This is a genomic window from Dyadobacter sp. NIV53 (assembly GCF_019711195.1).
GTDB lineage: Bacteria > Bacteroidota > Bacteroidia > Cytophagales > Spirosomataceae > Dyadobacter.
The window spans coordinates 4,091,585-4,106,074 of the sequence record NZ_CP081299.1 but is presented as its reverse complement, the minus strand read 5'-3'; the positions used below and the strand labels follow the sequence as shown (position 1 = coordinate 4,106,074).

12 protein-coding genes are annotated in these 14,490 nt (G+C 39.8%); 2 read left to right on the top strand and 10 right to left on the bottom strand.

Going from position 1 to position 14,490, the window contains the following annotated elements:
• Window positions 1-117: 117 nt before the first annotated feature.
• Window positions 118-3,063, top strand: a complete 2,946-nt coding sequence (locus KZC02_RS32970) for an MG2 domain-containing protein (RefSeq protein ID WP_310590318.1) — start codon at window positions 118-120, stop codon at window positions 3,061-3,063.
• A gap of 38 nt (window positions 3,064-3,101) precedes the next feature.
• Complete coding sequence (locus tag KZC02_RS32965; protein WP_310590317.1) at window positions 3,102-5,576, top strand: alpha-2-macroglobulin family protein; 2,475 nt, start codon at window positions 3,102-3,104, stop codon at window positions 5,574-5,576.
• A 34-nt stretch (window positions 5,577-5,610) separates the two neighbouring features.
• On the opposite strand, the gene KZC02_RS16765 is transcribed toward KZC02_RS32965, so the two are convergent.
• The 10 genes from KZC02_RS16765 to KZC02_RS16720 all read right to left on the bottom strand — a co-directional run bounded on the left by KZC02_RS16765 (window position 5,611) and on the right by KZC02_RS16720 (window position 14,451).
• Window positions 5,611-6,057, bottom strand: coding sequence for a DMT family transporter (locus tag KZC02_RS16765; protein ID WP_221389764.1), 447 nt, complete (start codon window positions 6,055-6,057; stop codon window positions 5,611-5,613).
• Between the two features lie 53 nt (window positions 6,058-6,110).
• Window positions 6,111-6,422 carry an NADH-quinone oxidoreductase subunit NuoK gene (gene nuoK / locus KZC02_RS16760; RefSeq protein WP_304488622.1) on the bottom strand — a complete coding sequence of 104 codons (312 nt, stop codon included), beginning with the start codon at window positions 6,420-6,422 and terminating at the stop codon, window positions 6,111-6,113.
• On the bottom strand, window positions 6,419-6,940 hold the full coding sequence (locus KZC02_RS16755) for an NADH-quinone oxidoreductase subunit J (RefSeq protein ID WP_221389763.1): 522 nt from the start codon (window positions 6,938-6,940) through the stop codon (window positions 6,419-6,421). The genes nuoK and KZC02_RS16755 overlap by 4 nt, the downstream gene beginning before the upstream one ends.
• 23 nt (window positions 6,941-6,963) lie before the next feature.
• A complete protein-coding gene (locus KZC02_RS16750; protein ID WP_229253640.1) occupies window positions 6,964-8,349 on the bottom strand; it encodes a 4Fe-4S binding protein in 1,386 nt (461 codons plus the stop codon).
• Between the two features lie 84 nt (window positions 8,350-8,433).
• Complete coding sequence (locus tag KZC02_RS16745) at window positions 8,434-9,069, bottom strand: thioredoxin family protein (protein ID WP_221389762.1); 636 nt, start codon at window positions 9,067-9,069, stop codon at window positions 8,434-8,436.
• A gap of 91 nt (window positions 9,070-9,160) precedes the next feature.
• Entirely contained in the window at window positions 9,161-10,405 is a 1,245-nt protein-coding gene (locus tag KZC02_RS16740) for a glycosyltransferase family 4 protein (protein ID WP_221389761.1), read from the bottom strand.
• A gap of 32 nt (window positions 10,406-10,437) precedes the next feature.
• A complete protein-coding gene (locus KZC02_RS16735; protein WP_255637484.1) occupies window positions 10,438-10,839 on the bottom strand; it encodes a PIN domain-containing protein in 402 nt (133 codons plus the stop codon).
• Between the two features lie 19 nt (window positions 10,840-10,858).
• On the bottom strand, window positions 10,859-11,131 hold the full coding sequence (locus KZC02_RS16730; protein ID WP_221389760.1) for a hypothetical protein: 273 nt from the start codon (window positions 11,129-11,131) through the stop codon (window positions 10,859-10,861).
• Window positions 11,132-11,183: 52 nt separating this feature from the next.
• Window positions 11,184-13,142 carry an alginate lyase family protein gene (locus KZC02_RS16725; RefSeq protein ID WP_229253639.1) on the bottom strand — a complete coding sequence of 653 codons (1,959 nt, stop codon included), beginning with the start codon at window positions 13,140-13,142 and terminating at the stop codon, window positions 11,184-11,186.
• Between the two features lie 262 nt (window positions 13,143-13,404).
• Window positions 13,405-14,451 (bottom strand): hemin-degrading factor, encoded by a 1,047-nt coding sequence (locus tag KZC02_RS16720; RefSeq protein ID WP_221389759.1) that lies wholly within the window; start codon window positions 14,449-14,451, stop codon window positions 13,405-13,407.
• Between the last annotated feature and the right edge of the window lie 39 nt (window positions 14,452-14,490).

Here is a 14,490-nt window from a genome sequence, read left to right as displayed (position 1 = left end):
GGTGATTTTCTGTTATAATTTAAAATATAACTCGCTAAATCATTAAATACTTATACTTCTACTGTTAGAAATAATAAAAGATTACATTAGACGTATAATTGAAAATGTATTTAGCACATGAAAATCTCTTTGGTCTCAGCTTTTAGTCTGTTAATTTTTTTATTCCTTTTCAACAGTTGCTCTTCCATAAATGAAATCAGAATAGCAGGAACCAACTTCACGGACGAGATCAGCCAGTCACAGAACCTGGTTTTTACTTTTAATAAAGATCTGGTCAATGAAAGTCAGCTTGACAGTTGGGATTCAACACAATACGTAAAGTTTGAACCAGCGGTAAAAGGAAAATTTAAATGGACGGCTCCAAATGAACTGGTTTTTTCCCCGGTTGCCGGTTTCGGTTCTGCCACTGCGTATAAAGCAAAACTGACTGATTTTTTATTAACTAATACTGCCAAAGAGAAAAAGTACAAAGTTACAAGTAACCCTGTCAATTTTCATACACCATATCTGAACCTGGTCGAAACGGAAAGCTGGTGGGGATTGTCCAAAGAAAGTGGCAGACAGGAAGCGCGTTTAAAACTTATTTTCAATTATCCGGTAAATGCCCGGAATGTGGCTGAACGGCTAAAATTAATACTTACTGATAAACCGGCAGACTTTAAAGTTTTGCCATCAACCGACGAAAAGTCTGTTACACTTTCACTGACCAATACGGGTAAGGCTGATAATAATTCAGTGCCCGTTTCTATTCAGATCAGTAAAGGATTAAAAGCCCAAAACACGACTTATGTAACGCAGGAAATTATTTCTGTAAGTACCAGTTTACCTTCACCGCTTCATTTGGAAATAACTGACATCAAAACAGGTTTTGAGAATAACAGTGCATTTGCAAGAGTAATTACAACGCAGGAATTGAATCCGGAAAGTATTGGAAATGGTTTTGCCATTAATCCTGCCATAACTTTTAAACCGGAAATTACTGAAAATGGCTTTATTATCCGTGGTGATTTTAATGAAACAGACACGTATTCTCTACTGATTAACAAGTCGTTAAAAGGAATACTTGGGCCATTATTGGAAGAAGAAACTTCACGTGACCTGTTTTTTGGTAAAATGCCTGCGGGAATCTCATTTGCAAATAAAAAGGCATTGTACATGACTTCCAAAGGTTCACGCAATATGGGCGTCCAGATCGTAAATATTCCAAAAGTACAGGTTAAAATAGCCAAACTTTACGCCAACAATATCCTGAATTATGTACGGAATAATCGTTGGGATGATTACACACAGATTGGTGAAGAATGGAAACCAAGTGGCGCTTATCAGTATAGTGATGATGTCGAAAGTAATTTCAGTGATATCATTGTGGATAAAACCGTTGAAACTGAGAATCTTCCCAGGAATAAAGGAATTTCGGCACTGAACATTGCATTGCCTGACGACAATCAGCGAAAGGGAATTTATTTGGTTTCTGTTCATTCAAAGGAAGAAGCGTACATGAGCGCTACCAAACTTGTTTCCATTTCTGATATCGGGTTGATCGTCAAACAGGGAAAAGATGAGATCTGGATTTTTGCCAATTCTATAAAAACCAATGAGCCGCTGGCTGATCTGGAAGTGACCTTGCTAAGTTCCAACAACCAGTCGGTACACACACTTACTACTGACGGGCAAGGCATTGCGCATGTTGAAAAACTTAGCGAGAGAGCGCCGGGTTTTAAAATTGCGATGATTACTGCAGGTAGTAAAGAAGACTTCAATTATTTGCTTTTAAATGACACACGCGTTGAAACTTCACGTTTTGAAGTAGAAGGACAACGTGATAATGTTTCCGGTTTTCAGGCATTTATTTATGGTCAGCGGGATATTTACAGGCCGGGGGAAACGATGCATTTTAATACCGTTCTCAGAATGCAGAACTGGCAGACTGCCAAGGAAATCCCTTTAAAACTTCGTCTTGTTACTCCAAACGGGCGTGAATACCGGACCTGGCGAAAAAGCACCAATGAACAGGGAGCAGTTGAAACAGAAGTTGTAATAGACGCAGCTGCTTTGACAGGAACGTATATCCTGGAAGTTTATAATGCAAATGAGATACTGTTGGCTTCGCATCCGGTAAGTGTAGAAGAATTTATTCCTGACCGGATTAAGGTTGATTTAAGCGGTGCACAAAAAGAGTATGTTTCCGGCGGAACCGTAGTACTGACGGCAACCGCAACCAATTTGTTTGGACCGCCGGCTGCTAACCGCACTTATGAAATGGAATTCCAGCTGAAACGAAAAGGTTTTTTTGCTACCGGGTTCCCTGAATTCACATTCGATATACCTGCCGAAACTACTTTTGAAAAGGAAGGCAGGCAAGGCGTTACCAATGCACAAGGACAAGCTATTGAAAGATTTCCCCTGGCGCCAGGGCTGAAAGATATTGGCGTACTGGAAGGAAAAATCTACGTAACCGTTTTTGACGAAAATGGCCGTCCGGTCAACAGATTACAGCGTTTTGATGTATTTACCCAACCTGTATTTTACGGAATCAGGTTGCCAGGATCTTATATGGGCGTCAATGCACCTGTTCCGGTTGACATTGTAGGTGTAAACAACAAAGGGAATTTACAAGGCGGAACTTCTGCGAAAGTGGAAGTAGTGCGCCTTGAATACCAGACTGTTGTTGAAAAAAAGAATGAACAATTACGCTATACTTCCCGAAAGAATGAAAAGGTTGTTTATTCGAATTTACTCAATTTACCGAAAGGACAGGGAATATTCAGGTATGTTCCTACGGTTTCGGGTGAATATGAAATCCGCGTTCGCCGCCAGGGTGCTGAACACTACACCGTTGCCAATTTTTATGCTTATGGTTCAGGCTATACCCAATATTCTTCCTTTGAAGTAAGTAATGAAGGAAGAGTTTTGATAGAAACGGACAAGCAGATATATCAACCCGGCGAAACGGCAAAAATTCTCTTCAAAACACCATTCGACGGGCGACTACTTGTAACTATTGAGCGAAATAATATCCTTGAACAACATGTACTGACTACAGAAAAAAAGCTACCGAACTGACAATAAACCTGAAAGAAGAACACCTGCCCAATGTTTTCGTGACTGCAACTTTGATTCGCCCGCTGGATGCATCGGATATGCCTTTGACAGTCGCACATGGTTTTGCACCTGTTCTGGTAGAAGATGCTAAACGAAATTTGTCCGTTGCAATCACATCAGTTGAAAAATCACGATCGAAAACGAAACAACAGATCAGGATTAAAACACAACCCAATACGCAGGTAACATTAGCCGTTGTAGATGAAGGAATTTTACAGATTAAAAATACCAAAACGCCGGATATTCATGGTTATTTTTACCAAAAACGAGCACTGGAAGTTACCAGTCATGATTTGTATGCATTGCTTTTCCCCGAACTGAATATTTCAGGAACATCCAGTTTTGGAGGAGACGGCTATGATCTGGAAAAACGCGTAAATCCATTAAGCAACGGACGCACAGAACTGGTTTCGTTCTGGAGCGGAATACTCACTACCAATGGAAACGGCGAAGCAACGTTTGATGTAAACATTCCGCAATTTAGCGGCGATCTGCGTGTGATGGTTGTGGCTTATAAAGACAATGCTTTTGGCTCCGCTACAAAAAACATGAAGGTTGCCGACCCGGTGGTAATCAGTGCCGGTTTACCTCGTTTTTTAAGTCCGGGTGACGAACTGATACTTCCGGTTAATATAAGCAATACGGAAAATAAAGCTGCCAATGCTACGGTTACATTGCAATTGAGCGGTCAACTGGCGGCTGGAGCGATTCCTTCCGTGCAAAAAATAATGATTCCGGCAGGCAAAGAAACGCGTGCGGTTTTTTCACTGAAAGCATTACAGGCAATTGGTATTGGCAAGATTTCCGTAAAAGTTAATGCATTTGGCGAAACCTTTACGCAGGAAACCGAACTGACAATCCGCCCGGCATCACCACTTTTAAAAACCAGTCAGTCGGGATTAATTGCTGGCGGAAAACAGGGAATTATTGACCTGACTAATTCTTTTATTCCCGCAACCAGCCAAAGCCAGGTAATATTGAGCCGCTCACCTTTAGTTCAGGGCGGCGGTAAAGCGTTGGCTACTTTGCTGGGTTATCCTTTTGGCTGTCTGGAACAAACGGTTTCAAAAGCCTTTCCACAAATCTATTTTTCTGATCTTACCAAAGCCATGGCCACACCGGTTTACATGGTGAGGAATGGTGAAAGTGATTTTAATCCTATGACAAATGTGCAACAGGCAATTCGTAAAATAGAATCGCTGCAGCTTTTTAATGGCGGAATGGCGATGTGGCCCGGAGCGACGCAGGAAGATTGGTGGACGACGGCTTATGCGGTTCATTTTCTGGAAGAAGCGCGTCGGGCAGGATTTGAAACAAACGGAAAAACACTGAGCAAAGCCACGGATTATTTAACCGGAAAAACCGGCGTAACATCAACCAAAGAAGTAATTACAGCAAGTACTGGTAACGGATTGGCATACGGAGGCGAACCTTCATCGGGCACTCAGACAAGAAAAACGGTTGTACGAAGAGAAGCTATTTATTCAATTTATGTACTTGCTTTGACCGGCCATCCAAACCGGTCTTCCATGAACTATTACAAACAAAATGCTCAGCTTCTGACAATTGATGCCAAATATTTACTCGCAGCTGCTTTTCAACTGGCTGGAGACACAAGAAGTTTCACAGCATTATTACCAAAAAATTATTCAGTAGAAACAGGTACGCAGGTTTTCGATGACAGCTATTCTTCGCCATTACGAAATCTGGCATTAGTTTTAAATACTTTAATAGAAACAGATCCTGATAATTTACAAATTACACCATTAGCCCGTCAGTTATCCAAAGCCGTACAATCTGCTTCATATATCAATACACAGGAAGCAGCATTTGCTGTATTGGCACTCGGTAAAATTGCGAAGCAAACTTCGGGATCAACCGTAATTGCATCTGTTACCTTGAATGGGAAAAATCTGGCTAAATTTGAAGGAAAGGAAGTAAAACTATCTAAAGCCATTTCCAATCAAAAACTTGCAGTAACAACTCAGGGAAAAGGAAACTTGTTTTGGTTTGCACAAAATGAAGGCATGTCTGCTACGGGCGCTTATGTGGAAGAAGATCAGGGATTGCACATCAGGCGTTCATTTCTTACCAGAGAAGGGAAACCGATTGGACAGTTACACAAGAATGATCTAGTGATCGTAAAATTATCACTATCCAGCATCAATGGATTGCCTATAGAAAATGTGGTAATAACTGATTTGCTACCAGCTGGTCTTGAAATAGAAAATCCCCGTATTACCGAACCACTTGATATGCCCTGGATTAAAAATGCTGCTATACCGGAGTACCTGGATATCCGCGACGACCGCATCCATTTTTTTACTACTGCCAATAAATCTGAAAAATCATTTTATTACCAGGTGAGAGTCATTTCCAAAGGTATATTTACAGTTGGACCGGCAGCAGCAGATGCGATGTATCAGGGTGAGTACAGGAGTTATTCGGGTGGCGGTAAGTTGAAGGTGGAGTGATAACAAGATTAGAATCTGATGAATTTCCTGTCTTTTAATTCTTCAAAATCAAATAAACGCCAGCCACAAGCAACACTGCACCGGCAATTCTTGGGAGTGTGATATGATGTATGGCAAAGCCCTGGAAGCCAAAGTGATCAATCGTAATGGCGGCAATCATTTGTCCGGCTACTACGAGGCATATCATGTTGGCGGGGCCGATATCCCTGACAATGAAGACAACAGTAAGTACATAAAATGCGCCGAGGAGCCCACCTAAAAAACGAGTGTATGGAATTTGCCTGAATTCTGAAATATTGGGTATAGGATTTTTATTAAAACAGGCAAAAGCAATAGCCAAAACCAACGTACCTATTCCAAAAGATATGAGTGCTGCAAGAATGGGATTACCTAATGATTCGCGTAGCTGCACATTTACCCCGGACTGAACCGCATTTGAAATACCAATTAAAAAGGCTAGCAAGAGGAAAAACCAATTCATTATTTAACAGACAATTTTGGATAACATTATACTTTCCTCCCACCTCTACTTGCTTACTTTTTCAACTCACTCACTTTATCCGGGTCGACCGTTTTGAAATGCCCATAGACCCGCAGGATAATTGCTAATGCAACAGTTACTTCCGCAGCGGCAACGACAATTACAAAAAGTGCAAATAATTGGCCGCTTAGTTTCTCAGGATCATAGCGGCTGAATGCAACAAGATTTAAGTTAACGGCATTCAGCATGAGTTCAATACCCAGCAATATTCCTATAAAATGCCGCTTTGTAATAGTAATTGTCAATCCGATACTAAAGAGTGCCGCGGCTACGATCAGATAATGTTCTAAAGGAATGATATTCATGAAGCAGGATTACGGTTTAACGCCAGATAAGCCGCACCAATTAAAGCGACTAACAATAAAATTGCTGCGATTTCAAATGGTAAAAGATGGCTTGTCATTAATTCTACACCTATGGTTTGGATAGTTGATTTGCTGCTGATGATATTCCCGTTCATTTTAAACTGTGAACTTAAGATGATATAGCTTAAAAAAACAAATGCGCCACTACCTATCAAAAATCCCCAGATCACGCGTGTTAACGGCACTTCTACTCTGTTTGGTGTAGAAGATATGGCTTCTTTATTTGTTTTCTGCGTAAGCATAATACCAAAAATAAGCAGTACCAGTATTCCACCCACATATACCATAATTTGTGTAACTGCCAGAAAATCAGCACCTGCCAACACATATAATGCCGCTATTCCCAAAAATGCCATAAACAAAGCAAATGCCGCGTAGATAAGATTTCTCGAAAATAATATAAAAAGTGCCGAGGCAATGGCAAGTATAGAAAAGCCGTAAAATGCTGTCGCTTCCATTTTGTTATAAAAATCTTGGACTGTTATTCCTGTTTTGGTTTCGGTTTCATCGTTGGCCGAAATGCTGGTTTGGCTTTTGGCACTTCTTCCTTTTCAGGGATAATTTCGTCTTCATTCATTTTAGCAACAACTTCTGTTTCATTAATATTCTCTTCCGTTTTTAATTCAGAAGCTGGTTCGTCAATAATAGGAGCCGGATTGATTTTCGGTTTCATTGTTGGCCGGAAAATCGGTTTCGCAACTGGCACCTCCTCAGAAGTTTTTGAGACAGGAGTTTCAGGTTCGCCTGCCGCAGGATCAATGGGATTTATGGTTGTATCAGTTTTCGGCTTCATTGTTGGCCGGAAAATCGGTTTCGCAACTGGCACCTCCTCAGAAGTTTTTGAGACAGGAGTTTCAGGATTTATTGCTGCGTCTGCCTTTGGCTTCATCGTTGGACGGAAGGCTGGTTTGGCAGGTGTTGGTACAACTTTTGCTTCTGAAATTAAAATTTCGGGATCACCTGCAGCGGAGTCGTCCGCCACAATATTAAGAGAGTTAACTTCTGCCGCAACTTCATTCGGTTCCAAATGCTTTTCAACCTTTGGCTTCATAGAAGGCTTGAAAGGTAACTTTGGAGGTAGGTTTTTTTGAATTCCTTCCTCCGGTTTTGATTCGTCCTGTTCTGTTTTTGCAATAACCGGTGTAGGTTTACGCGGCTGAAAAACAGGTTTAGCTTTTGCTGTAAGCGGAACTTCTTCTTTAGCCTCGGTTTCCTGTGGTTTCGGTTTGATTGTCGGTTTGAAAGCGGGACGCGCCGCCGGAATTGTTGGCGTTACTTCTGATGCAGTTGCCGGTTTTTGGGCGGCTTTCAGTGCTTCTTTTTCTTTCTGGAATTGTTCAAGCAAGGCCCGCTTTTCATCCGCTTCCTCCTGGCTCAGATTAGCATAACTATAAACCATATCCCTGACATCCAGCTCACTATAATCAAAGGTCTTAGTCATAGTCAGACATTCCGTTGGGCATACCGTTGTGCAAAGTCCACAGTAACAGCATTTTGCCATATCAATGTCAAATTTTGCTGCATACAACCGGATTGGCGAACCATCCGAAGCCCGCCCGACCTCTTCAATCGCACGGATCGGCTCGATTTCGATGCAATCAACCGGACATACTTTTACGCATTTATCGCACACAATGCAGTCATCCATCTCATTGTGCAGACGATAACGGCCGTTATCCGGAATAGGAATTACCTCCTGTGGGTATTGGATAGTCACCATTCCTTCCTGAAGATCAAAAAAACTTCCGGAACGAATATCTGTGAACGTGCGGCGTTTGCGTGCCTGCCACAAATGCCGCCACGTAATGCTCATCCCTTTCAGGGTAGTGCCTATTCCATCCGATATATTTTTAAAGTAAGTCGACAAGGTTAGAAGATCTCAATAGTCAATTCAAAATCGTTGTAGTGGCTAATCAGCCTATCACAAAGATAGAGTAAACTGAATAAAAACTTACTTTTCTACCAGCAGAGCTTCCAAAATCGTCGTTAATTCTTTTTGAACCGATTCTGATTTATCAGCAATATACCAGCGCTGTACATCTGCTGCGAATTCTTTATGTGTTTGGACAGGACCACCTGCCGCAGAATTTGTTTTATATTGGAGCAGCAATTTATGAGCACCCTCCGGCCGCGGGCCCCATGTGAATAGTTCATTAAACTCCTCATCCACAGCAATCAGCTTAGGAATCGAACGCCCGCCGTCAGTCGTATACTGATCCATGATCTCAGGATTTTCATCACGAAGAAGCAACTTTATACTGATCAAAGGATTAGATAATACAGCTGCCGCAATCACAGGAACATTCTGGGCGGCATCACCACACCATGCTTCGGTTAGAATAAACCAGGTCTGTGGTATTTCGATCTGCTCAATGGCACTTGTAAGTTCATCCGTAATTTCTACTTTTTTATTCAGTCGCTGCATTCTCGACAAATTCAGCTTAGTGTAATAATTCATATCTTCCGATTGCTTTGGCCCGGTTGTCCTGTTTTCCAAAACTACGGTTTCCATCAATTCCATATATTCAGCATAGGAGTAAGCGGTTTTTGTTACTGAAAGCGGGAATAAATCTGCTATGTTTTTCATTCAATATTTCTTTTTATTAAGAAACCAGTTGTTGACTTTTTCGGTTCAGGATTTTGGCTTAAATCAGTGCTGATTCTTACACCCAGCCTTGCTACCGATGATTTCCAAAATAATTTGTCAGATAATTCAAATACTTTTTAGCCAAATCATCCCTGTCAAAATGCACCTTTGCATAATGATATCCGTTTTCTCCCTGGCTAGTCAGCAAATGAGGACGGTCAATGTAGTATTTGACTTTATCAGCAAAATCCCTGGCATTTTCCGGCTCAATAAAAATACCGGCATCCGCATCTTCAACCAATAGCCTGGAAATTCCGTCAATAGCCATTAAAACAGGTTTTTTACAGGAAAAATAATCGAAGGTTTTATTGGAATAGATCGTTTTGAAAATTTCAGTTTTTTTCAAAACAGAAGTTCCCATATCGGATGCCATAATATATTTGAATACATCATTTTTCGATACAGAATTTAAAAACTGAATATTAAGAAGTTTACGTTTTTGTACTTCTGTCATCAATTCTTCTTTCTCTTTTCCATCACCGATCAGCAAAAAGTGAGCATTTGTATTCTGTAATAAAGTGGCTGCCTCAATAATCTGTATCAGGTGATTCGCAATACCATGCGCTCCTACATAAACTATAACAAACTTTCCTTCCAGCCGATATTCTTTTCGAAAAGCAGAAACGTCCAAATCAGCACGAATCTGATCTGCCAATGGAAAATCCGCTCCATTAGAAATGTAAATGATTTTTTCAGCCGGAATATTTTTCTCCTGGATCAGGATTTCGCGAAAAGCAGGTGTTAAAACATTGATCAGTTTGGCTTTGCGATAAACATTTTGCTCAAACCAATAAGCAAACCTGATCAGTAATTTGTTTTTCAAAACCCCAACTTCAATAGCAGATTCCGGCCATAAATCTCTGATCTCAAACAGAAAAGGAATTTGTTTCCACCAGGAAAGAACAATTGCGGTAATACCTACAAATAGCGGCGGCGAAGTTACAATGATCAAATCATACTGATCTTTTCCATAAAATATCCCGCCATAAATACTGGAAAAAATAAATGAGATAAATGCCCATAATTTTTTGTAGAAACCGGTAGTATAGGATTCGGAAACATGGCAGCTAATCACTTTTACACCATCTTTATTTACTCGTTCGGCAAAATATTTGCGGGAAGTTTTATCTGACTGCTGTCCCATATAATGAACCGTGCCAGTCAAAACAGTAACCTGATAACCTTCTTCTATCCAGATACGACTCATTTCATTCCATCTGGAACCGCCGCCATCGTCATCTTTCAGAAAAAACTGATGAATAAGTAAAATATGCATCAAGGAATAGAATTACAAAAAATGTATATTTCTTATTCGTTGAGACGGTATTTGTAGAGATAAGTTTCGGCATCGCACACTATAAATGGTGCTGAAACCGGAAAGTCTTTTAAATTACGGGTTATAAAAAAATCTGATTGGGATGATATTGCAAGTTCGTATTGAACGGCATCTTCAAAATCTTTGATTGTAGTATTTAATAATGCTTTTGTATGTTTGGCATTCGAAATTTCGTGAACAATAACAATTTCAGAAATTAGTTGAATCATTTCTCTGGTTACCGATTCATTTGCAGTTTTCCTTACTTGATAATGAATATGTATCAAATTTATAATAGAAGTATATGCTATTATTTCATTTTCCTCAACTTTTGTAAACAATTTGAATGCGAAGGTGTCAAATGGCTTTCTAAATATTAAGCGATCAATTAGAATATTAGTGTCAATTCAAATTTTATGCATTTTTTCTGATGATATGTTCCCTGTAATCTGCCTTATCATCAAAGTCTTCAACTGGCTTTATACCAGCCTGGCTCTGTAATTCGCTTATTCTTTGCATTCTTGAAATTTTAGAATCCTTGTTTTCGATTTCATGGGATTCCCGGCTTTCCCGAAGTAAATTATCCAAATAATCTTCCAACGCTTTTTCTATAGTTTCTCCTCGCCCCTCTACTATTGAACGAACCTTCTGCAACTTTTTCTCATCTATATTAATTGTCAGTGTCATGGCATGTCTTCTTTTTTTATAAAAATAGAGAATTGAACCAATAGTTCATAAGCTATACAGTTTGAACAACTTTAAACCTAATAACAGTCCTGATATAACGTTTATCTGAGATAAAAGTAATCTGTTTACTTTCTTCCTTTTCACCATAAAACCCGGAATACCAGCCAGTTGAAATTAAAGGAGGTATTTCATCATCGTTTTCATCAAATGCGTGAATACTATATTGTTCGAAAAAGATGTCGGATGGATGCCATAACTGTTTCATTAACAATTTATTGGGAGCATTTTCTATCTGGTCTTCTATTTCCCAAAACAGTTCGCCTATCTTTTTCCTGACTTTCCTTGTATGTTTTATTCCTTTTCCTACTTGCCTGAACGCTTCAAAATGACCTTCAAAGACAAAGTCCTTTCCTCCTTCATGCAGTTTCCAACTTCCCTCCGCTTTCCGTATCCAATCATACCAGACGAATCCTGCTCCTTTACGCATCTGGTTAGAATCGCCTAATATTACTGTATTATGTCCAGCCGTTCCCATAAAATAACGGCTCCATTTTTCGTCTGTATTATATTTGTAAGAACCGGTATCACGCAAAATATTTTCACCATTCACCCAAATATCCAAATGCAGGTTATCAGCCTGAAACGGACGATCCTTATAACTGCCACAGCGAAGAAAAGTGATCATACCTGAATCCCGTAACACGTAATAACCGCTTTTGGGGAAAACTGACATCGGAGGAAAGGAGGAAAGGGAAGAAGGTAGGATATAAGCCTGCCCTTGCTCTATCCCATGCCCTAAACTTCCTTTATCCAATTCCTCCTTTCCTCCCCCCAGCCAAAACATTTCTTCCTGCCAAATTCCCGGTTCATATCCTAAATCAATATTTAGTAAATCAGCTAAGGAACCAAGTTGCGGGCGAAAATCCCGAAAATGACACTCGGTTAACGGAAAGAAAAGAGCGCCGTCATTATTTCCATAATTGGGAAGCCAGCCTGTCTTATCATCCTGGCATGAACGGAGAAAGTAAATGGATTTTTTAACCCGGTTATAAACTGTATCGCACCATCGTTCTTCATTCAATGCTGCTAATTTGAGCGCCCAGGTTAGCAACTGAATTACAACCCGATGATAATTCATGGAAAATTGCAGAAACGTTCCGTCTTCATAAATCTGATATGCAATTTCTTTCTCAAACCATTCTCTCCCTTTCTTTTTCCAACGTCTGCCTTCCGGAAAAAACGGATAAAATAAGCCAGTCAGGTACAAACCCAGTGTTTCAGTAAGAGCGTGATTATTTCTCACAGCAATTCGGGAAAAGTTAATATTATGCTCTACATGCTGCATTTGTCTGTAAATGCTGTTGATAATTTTATCGAAAACTTGTTCAGTAAGATTTAATGAGCCTTTATAATATTGAAGCGCAAAAGTCCAGTTTAAAACGCGTAGCGTAATTTCTTGTCCACATTTCCAGTTTGGCCCGCAATTGACAGGATTTGAATTGATCCAGCTTTCTATCTGGTCAAAAACGAATCTGGATTGATCCTTCTGAAAATGGAAATCATAGCGTATCAGATCATACAGAAAAGTAAACCTTGATTTTTCCCAAATGTATTTTATATCTCCTGCTTCCTGAAAAAAGTCTGGAATTTCACTCCAATGCCGATTACTTTCATATGTAAAACCAGTTTCAGGATTTGTATGCCAATCTGTAACGGTAAACCAGTTTGAACTGAAAAAGAGAAATTTATTTTGATGGATTAATTCAATCCGGTTTTTTATAGAAGTAAAGTCCTGATCTTTAAAAATTCCCGGATTATCTATTTTCGAAAAGAACTGAACCGGAAGATTATGCCAGGTTTCTAACGATACAAATTGTAATTGCCTGGTATGTTTCGGGAAACGGATTTTTAGCCATCCGGTTTTTATTTGCAGCATATACCAGATTCTGAAAACCACATAACGTATTCCCATATTCTTAAACAGCTGAACGAGGGAAAAAGCATTTCTCATAATTTGAATTAAAACACTTGAAATTTTAAACCGAAACACTGTTTTTAGATGAATGTCTTATTGATTAGTCACAAAAAAAGGACTAACCCAATACGGATCAGCCCTTTCCAATTACTATGACGAAATTTATTTATTAGCTGCTGACTTTTAGCCGATGGCTATTAGCTCTCTGTTTCTTTAAATTATAAATGGTTATTTTTTTACTTTAAACCACTTGGCGGCCACTATTAACTCATTTACCCCGCGGCGACTGCTTTGAAATCTAAACTCTCGAAACCGATTCTTCAACCAATTTAGTCCATTCCGGCAGTTCAGGAATGCCGGGTTTACGCTTTCCAAAAAACTGATTAAACATCGTTCCTTCTTTATCAATCAGTTCAATACCTGTTACGATGCCAGCTTCACTTGGTTTTTTTACAACCCATGCCTCATCAATCGCGTCTTCACGTAAATGCAGATTAAATTCCGGATCCATAATGTTTAACCATGGCCCCATCTCGAATATCTTTTTGATTGGCCCCGTATGGATCTGAATGCAATTCTGGTTTGATACAAATACCATAATGGGAACCTGTGATTCGGAGGCTGCATTGAATACCGATTTCATACTTTCAGGTTTAATCTGGTATGCATGGCCCTCAGGTGCATTGCGCAAAGCCTGTTTCCGGGATAATTTATATTTACGCAATAAGGTAAAAAAGTCGTGCGTATCTTTCAGTGCAAGCCATTCTGCCTGGAACGCCGCGACGTCAATATCCGGAGTCGTTTCTTCTTCTGTTTTTTTCTCAGGTTTTGGGGTAATAACTAGAGATACATCCTGTTCAGCAGCTTTATATTTTTCTACCAATGCATTGTAAGCATCCTGATTGCTTTTTTCTGTAAGGTATATTTTATGCGTGGCATCCCCGTTGCTATTAAAAAACTGAATACTGAACCGGTCATTTTCATGAACAGCAAAGCCAAATTTCCAATCTCCCAGAAACATTCTCAAATCAATATCCGGCCCCAGTACAAGTCCTACATGGTTATTAAAAGACACATTTTCATACGTTCCTTTTCGTTCATGCACCACATGATCATTACGCGTTAATGCCATCACATTGCCAAGTGAGCCAACTTCTTTTAATAATTCACGAAAATCACCTTCCAGAAGTGTAACATTTTCTCCAATGCCTGTCGCTACCAGTTCCGCTTCGGTAGTATTCAATTCTCTGGCTGCATCTCGGATACGGGTTTTCGGATTCTGGGCTTTAAATTCTGCCCAGCTTTCTTTCAGTTCGGTACGGCTTGTGGTGAGGATCGTTTTCATAGTGAATTTACTTTGAGATATTTATTAGTAAGATTTTCA

Excerpts from the sequence above, each read along its gene's own strand:
- KZC02_RS32970 (WP_310590318.1), top strand. The coding sequence starts at position 118 with ATGAAAATCTCTTTGGTCTCAGCTTTTAGTCTGTTAATTTTTTTATTC.
- KZC02_RS16745 (WP_221389762.1), bottom strand. The coding sequence starts at position 9,069 with ATGAAAAACATAGCAGATTTATTCCCGCTTTCAGTAACAAAAACCGCT.
- KZC02_RS16725 (WP_229253639.1), bottom strand. The coding sequence starts at position 13,142 with ATGAGAAATGCTTTTTCCCTCGTTCAGCTGTTTAAGAATATGGGAATA.
- KZC02_RS16755 (WP_221389763.1), bottom strand. The coding sequence starts at position 6,940 with ATGGAAGCGACAGCATTTTACGGCTTTTCTATACTTGCCATTGCCTCG.
- nuoK (WP_304488622.1), bottom strand. The coding sequence starts at position 6,422 with ATGAATATCATTCCTTTAGAACATTATCTGATCGTAGCCGCGGCACTC.
- KZC02_RS16730 (WP_221389760.1), bottom strand. The coding sequence starts at position 11,131 with ATGACACTGACAATTAATATAGATGAGAAAAAGTTGCAGAAGGTTCGT.
- KZC02_RS16765 (WP_221389764.1), bottom strand. The coding sequence starts at position 6,057 with ATGAATTGGTTTTTCCTCTTGCTAGCCTTTTTAATTGGTATTTCAAAT.
- KZC02_RS16720 (WP_221389759.1), bottom strand. The coding sequence starts at position 14,451 with ATGAAAACGATCCTCACCACAAGCCGTACCGAACTGAAAGAAAGCTGG.
- KZC02_RS16740 (WP_221389761.1), bottom strand. The coding sequence starts at position 10,405 with ATGCATATTTTACTTATTCATCAGTTTTTTCTGAAAGATGACGATGGC.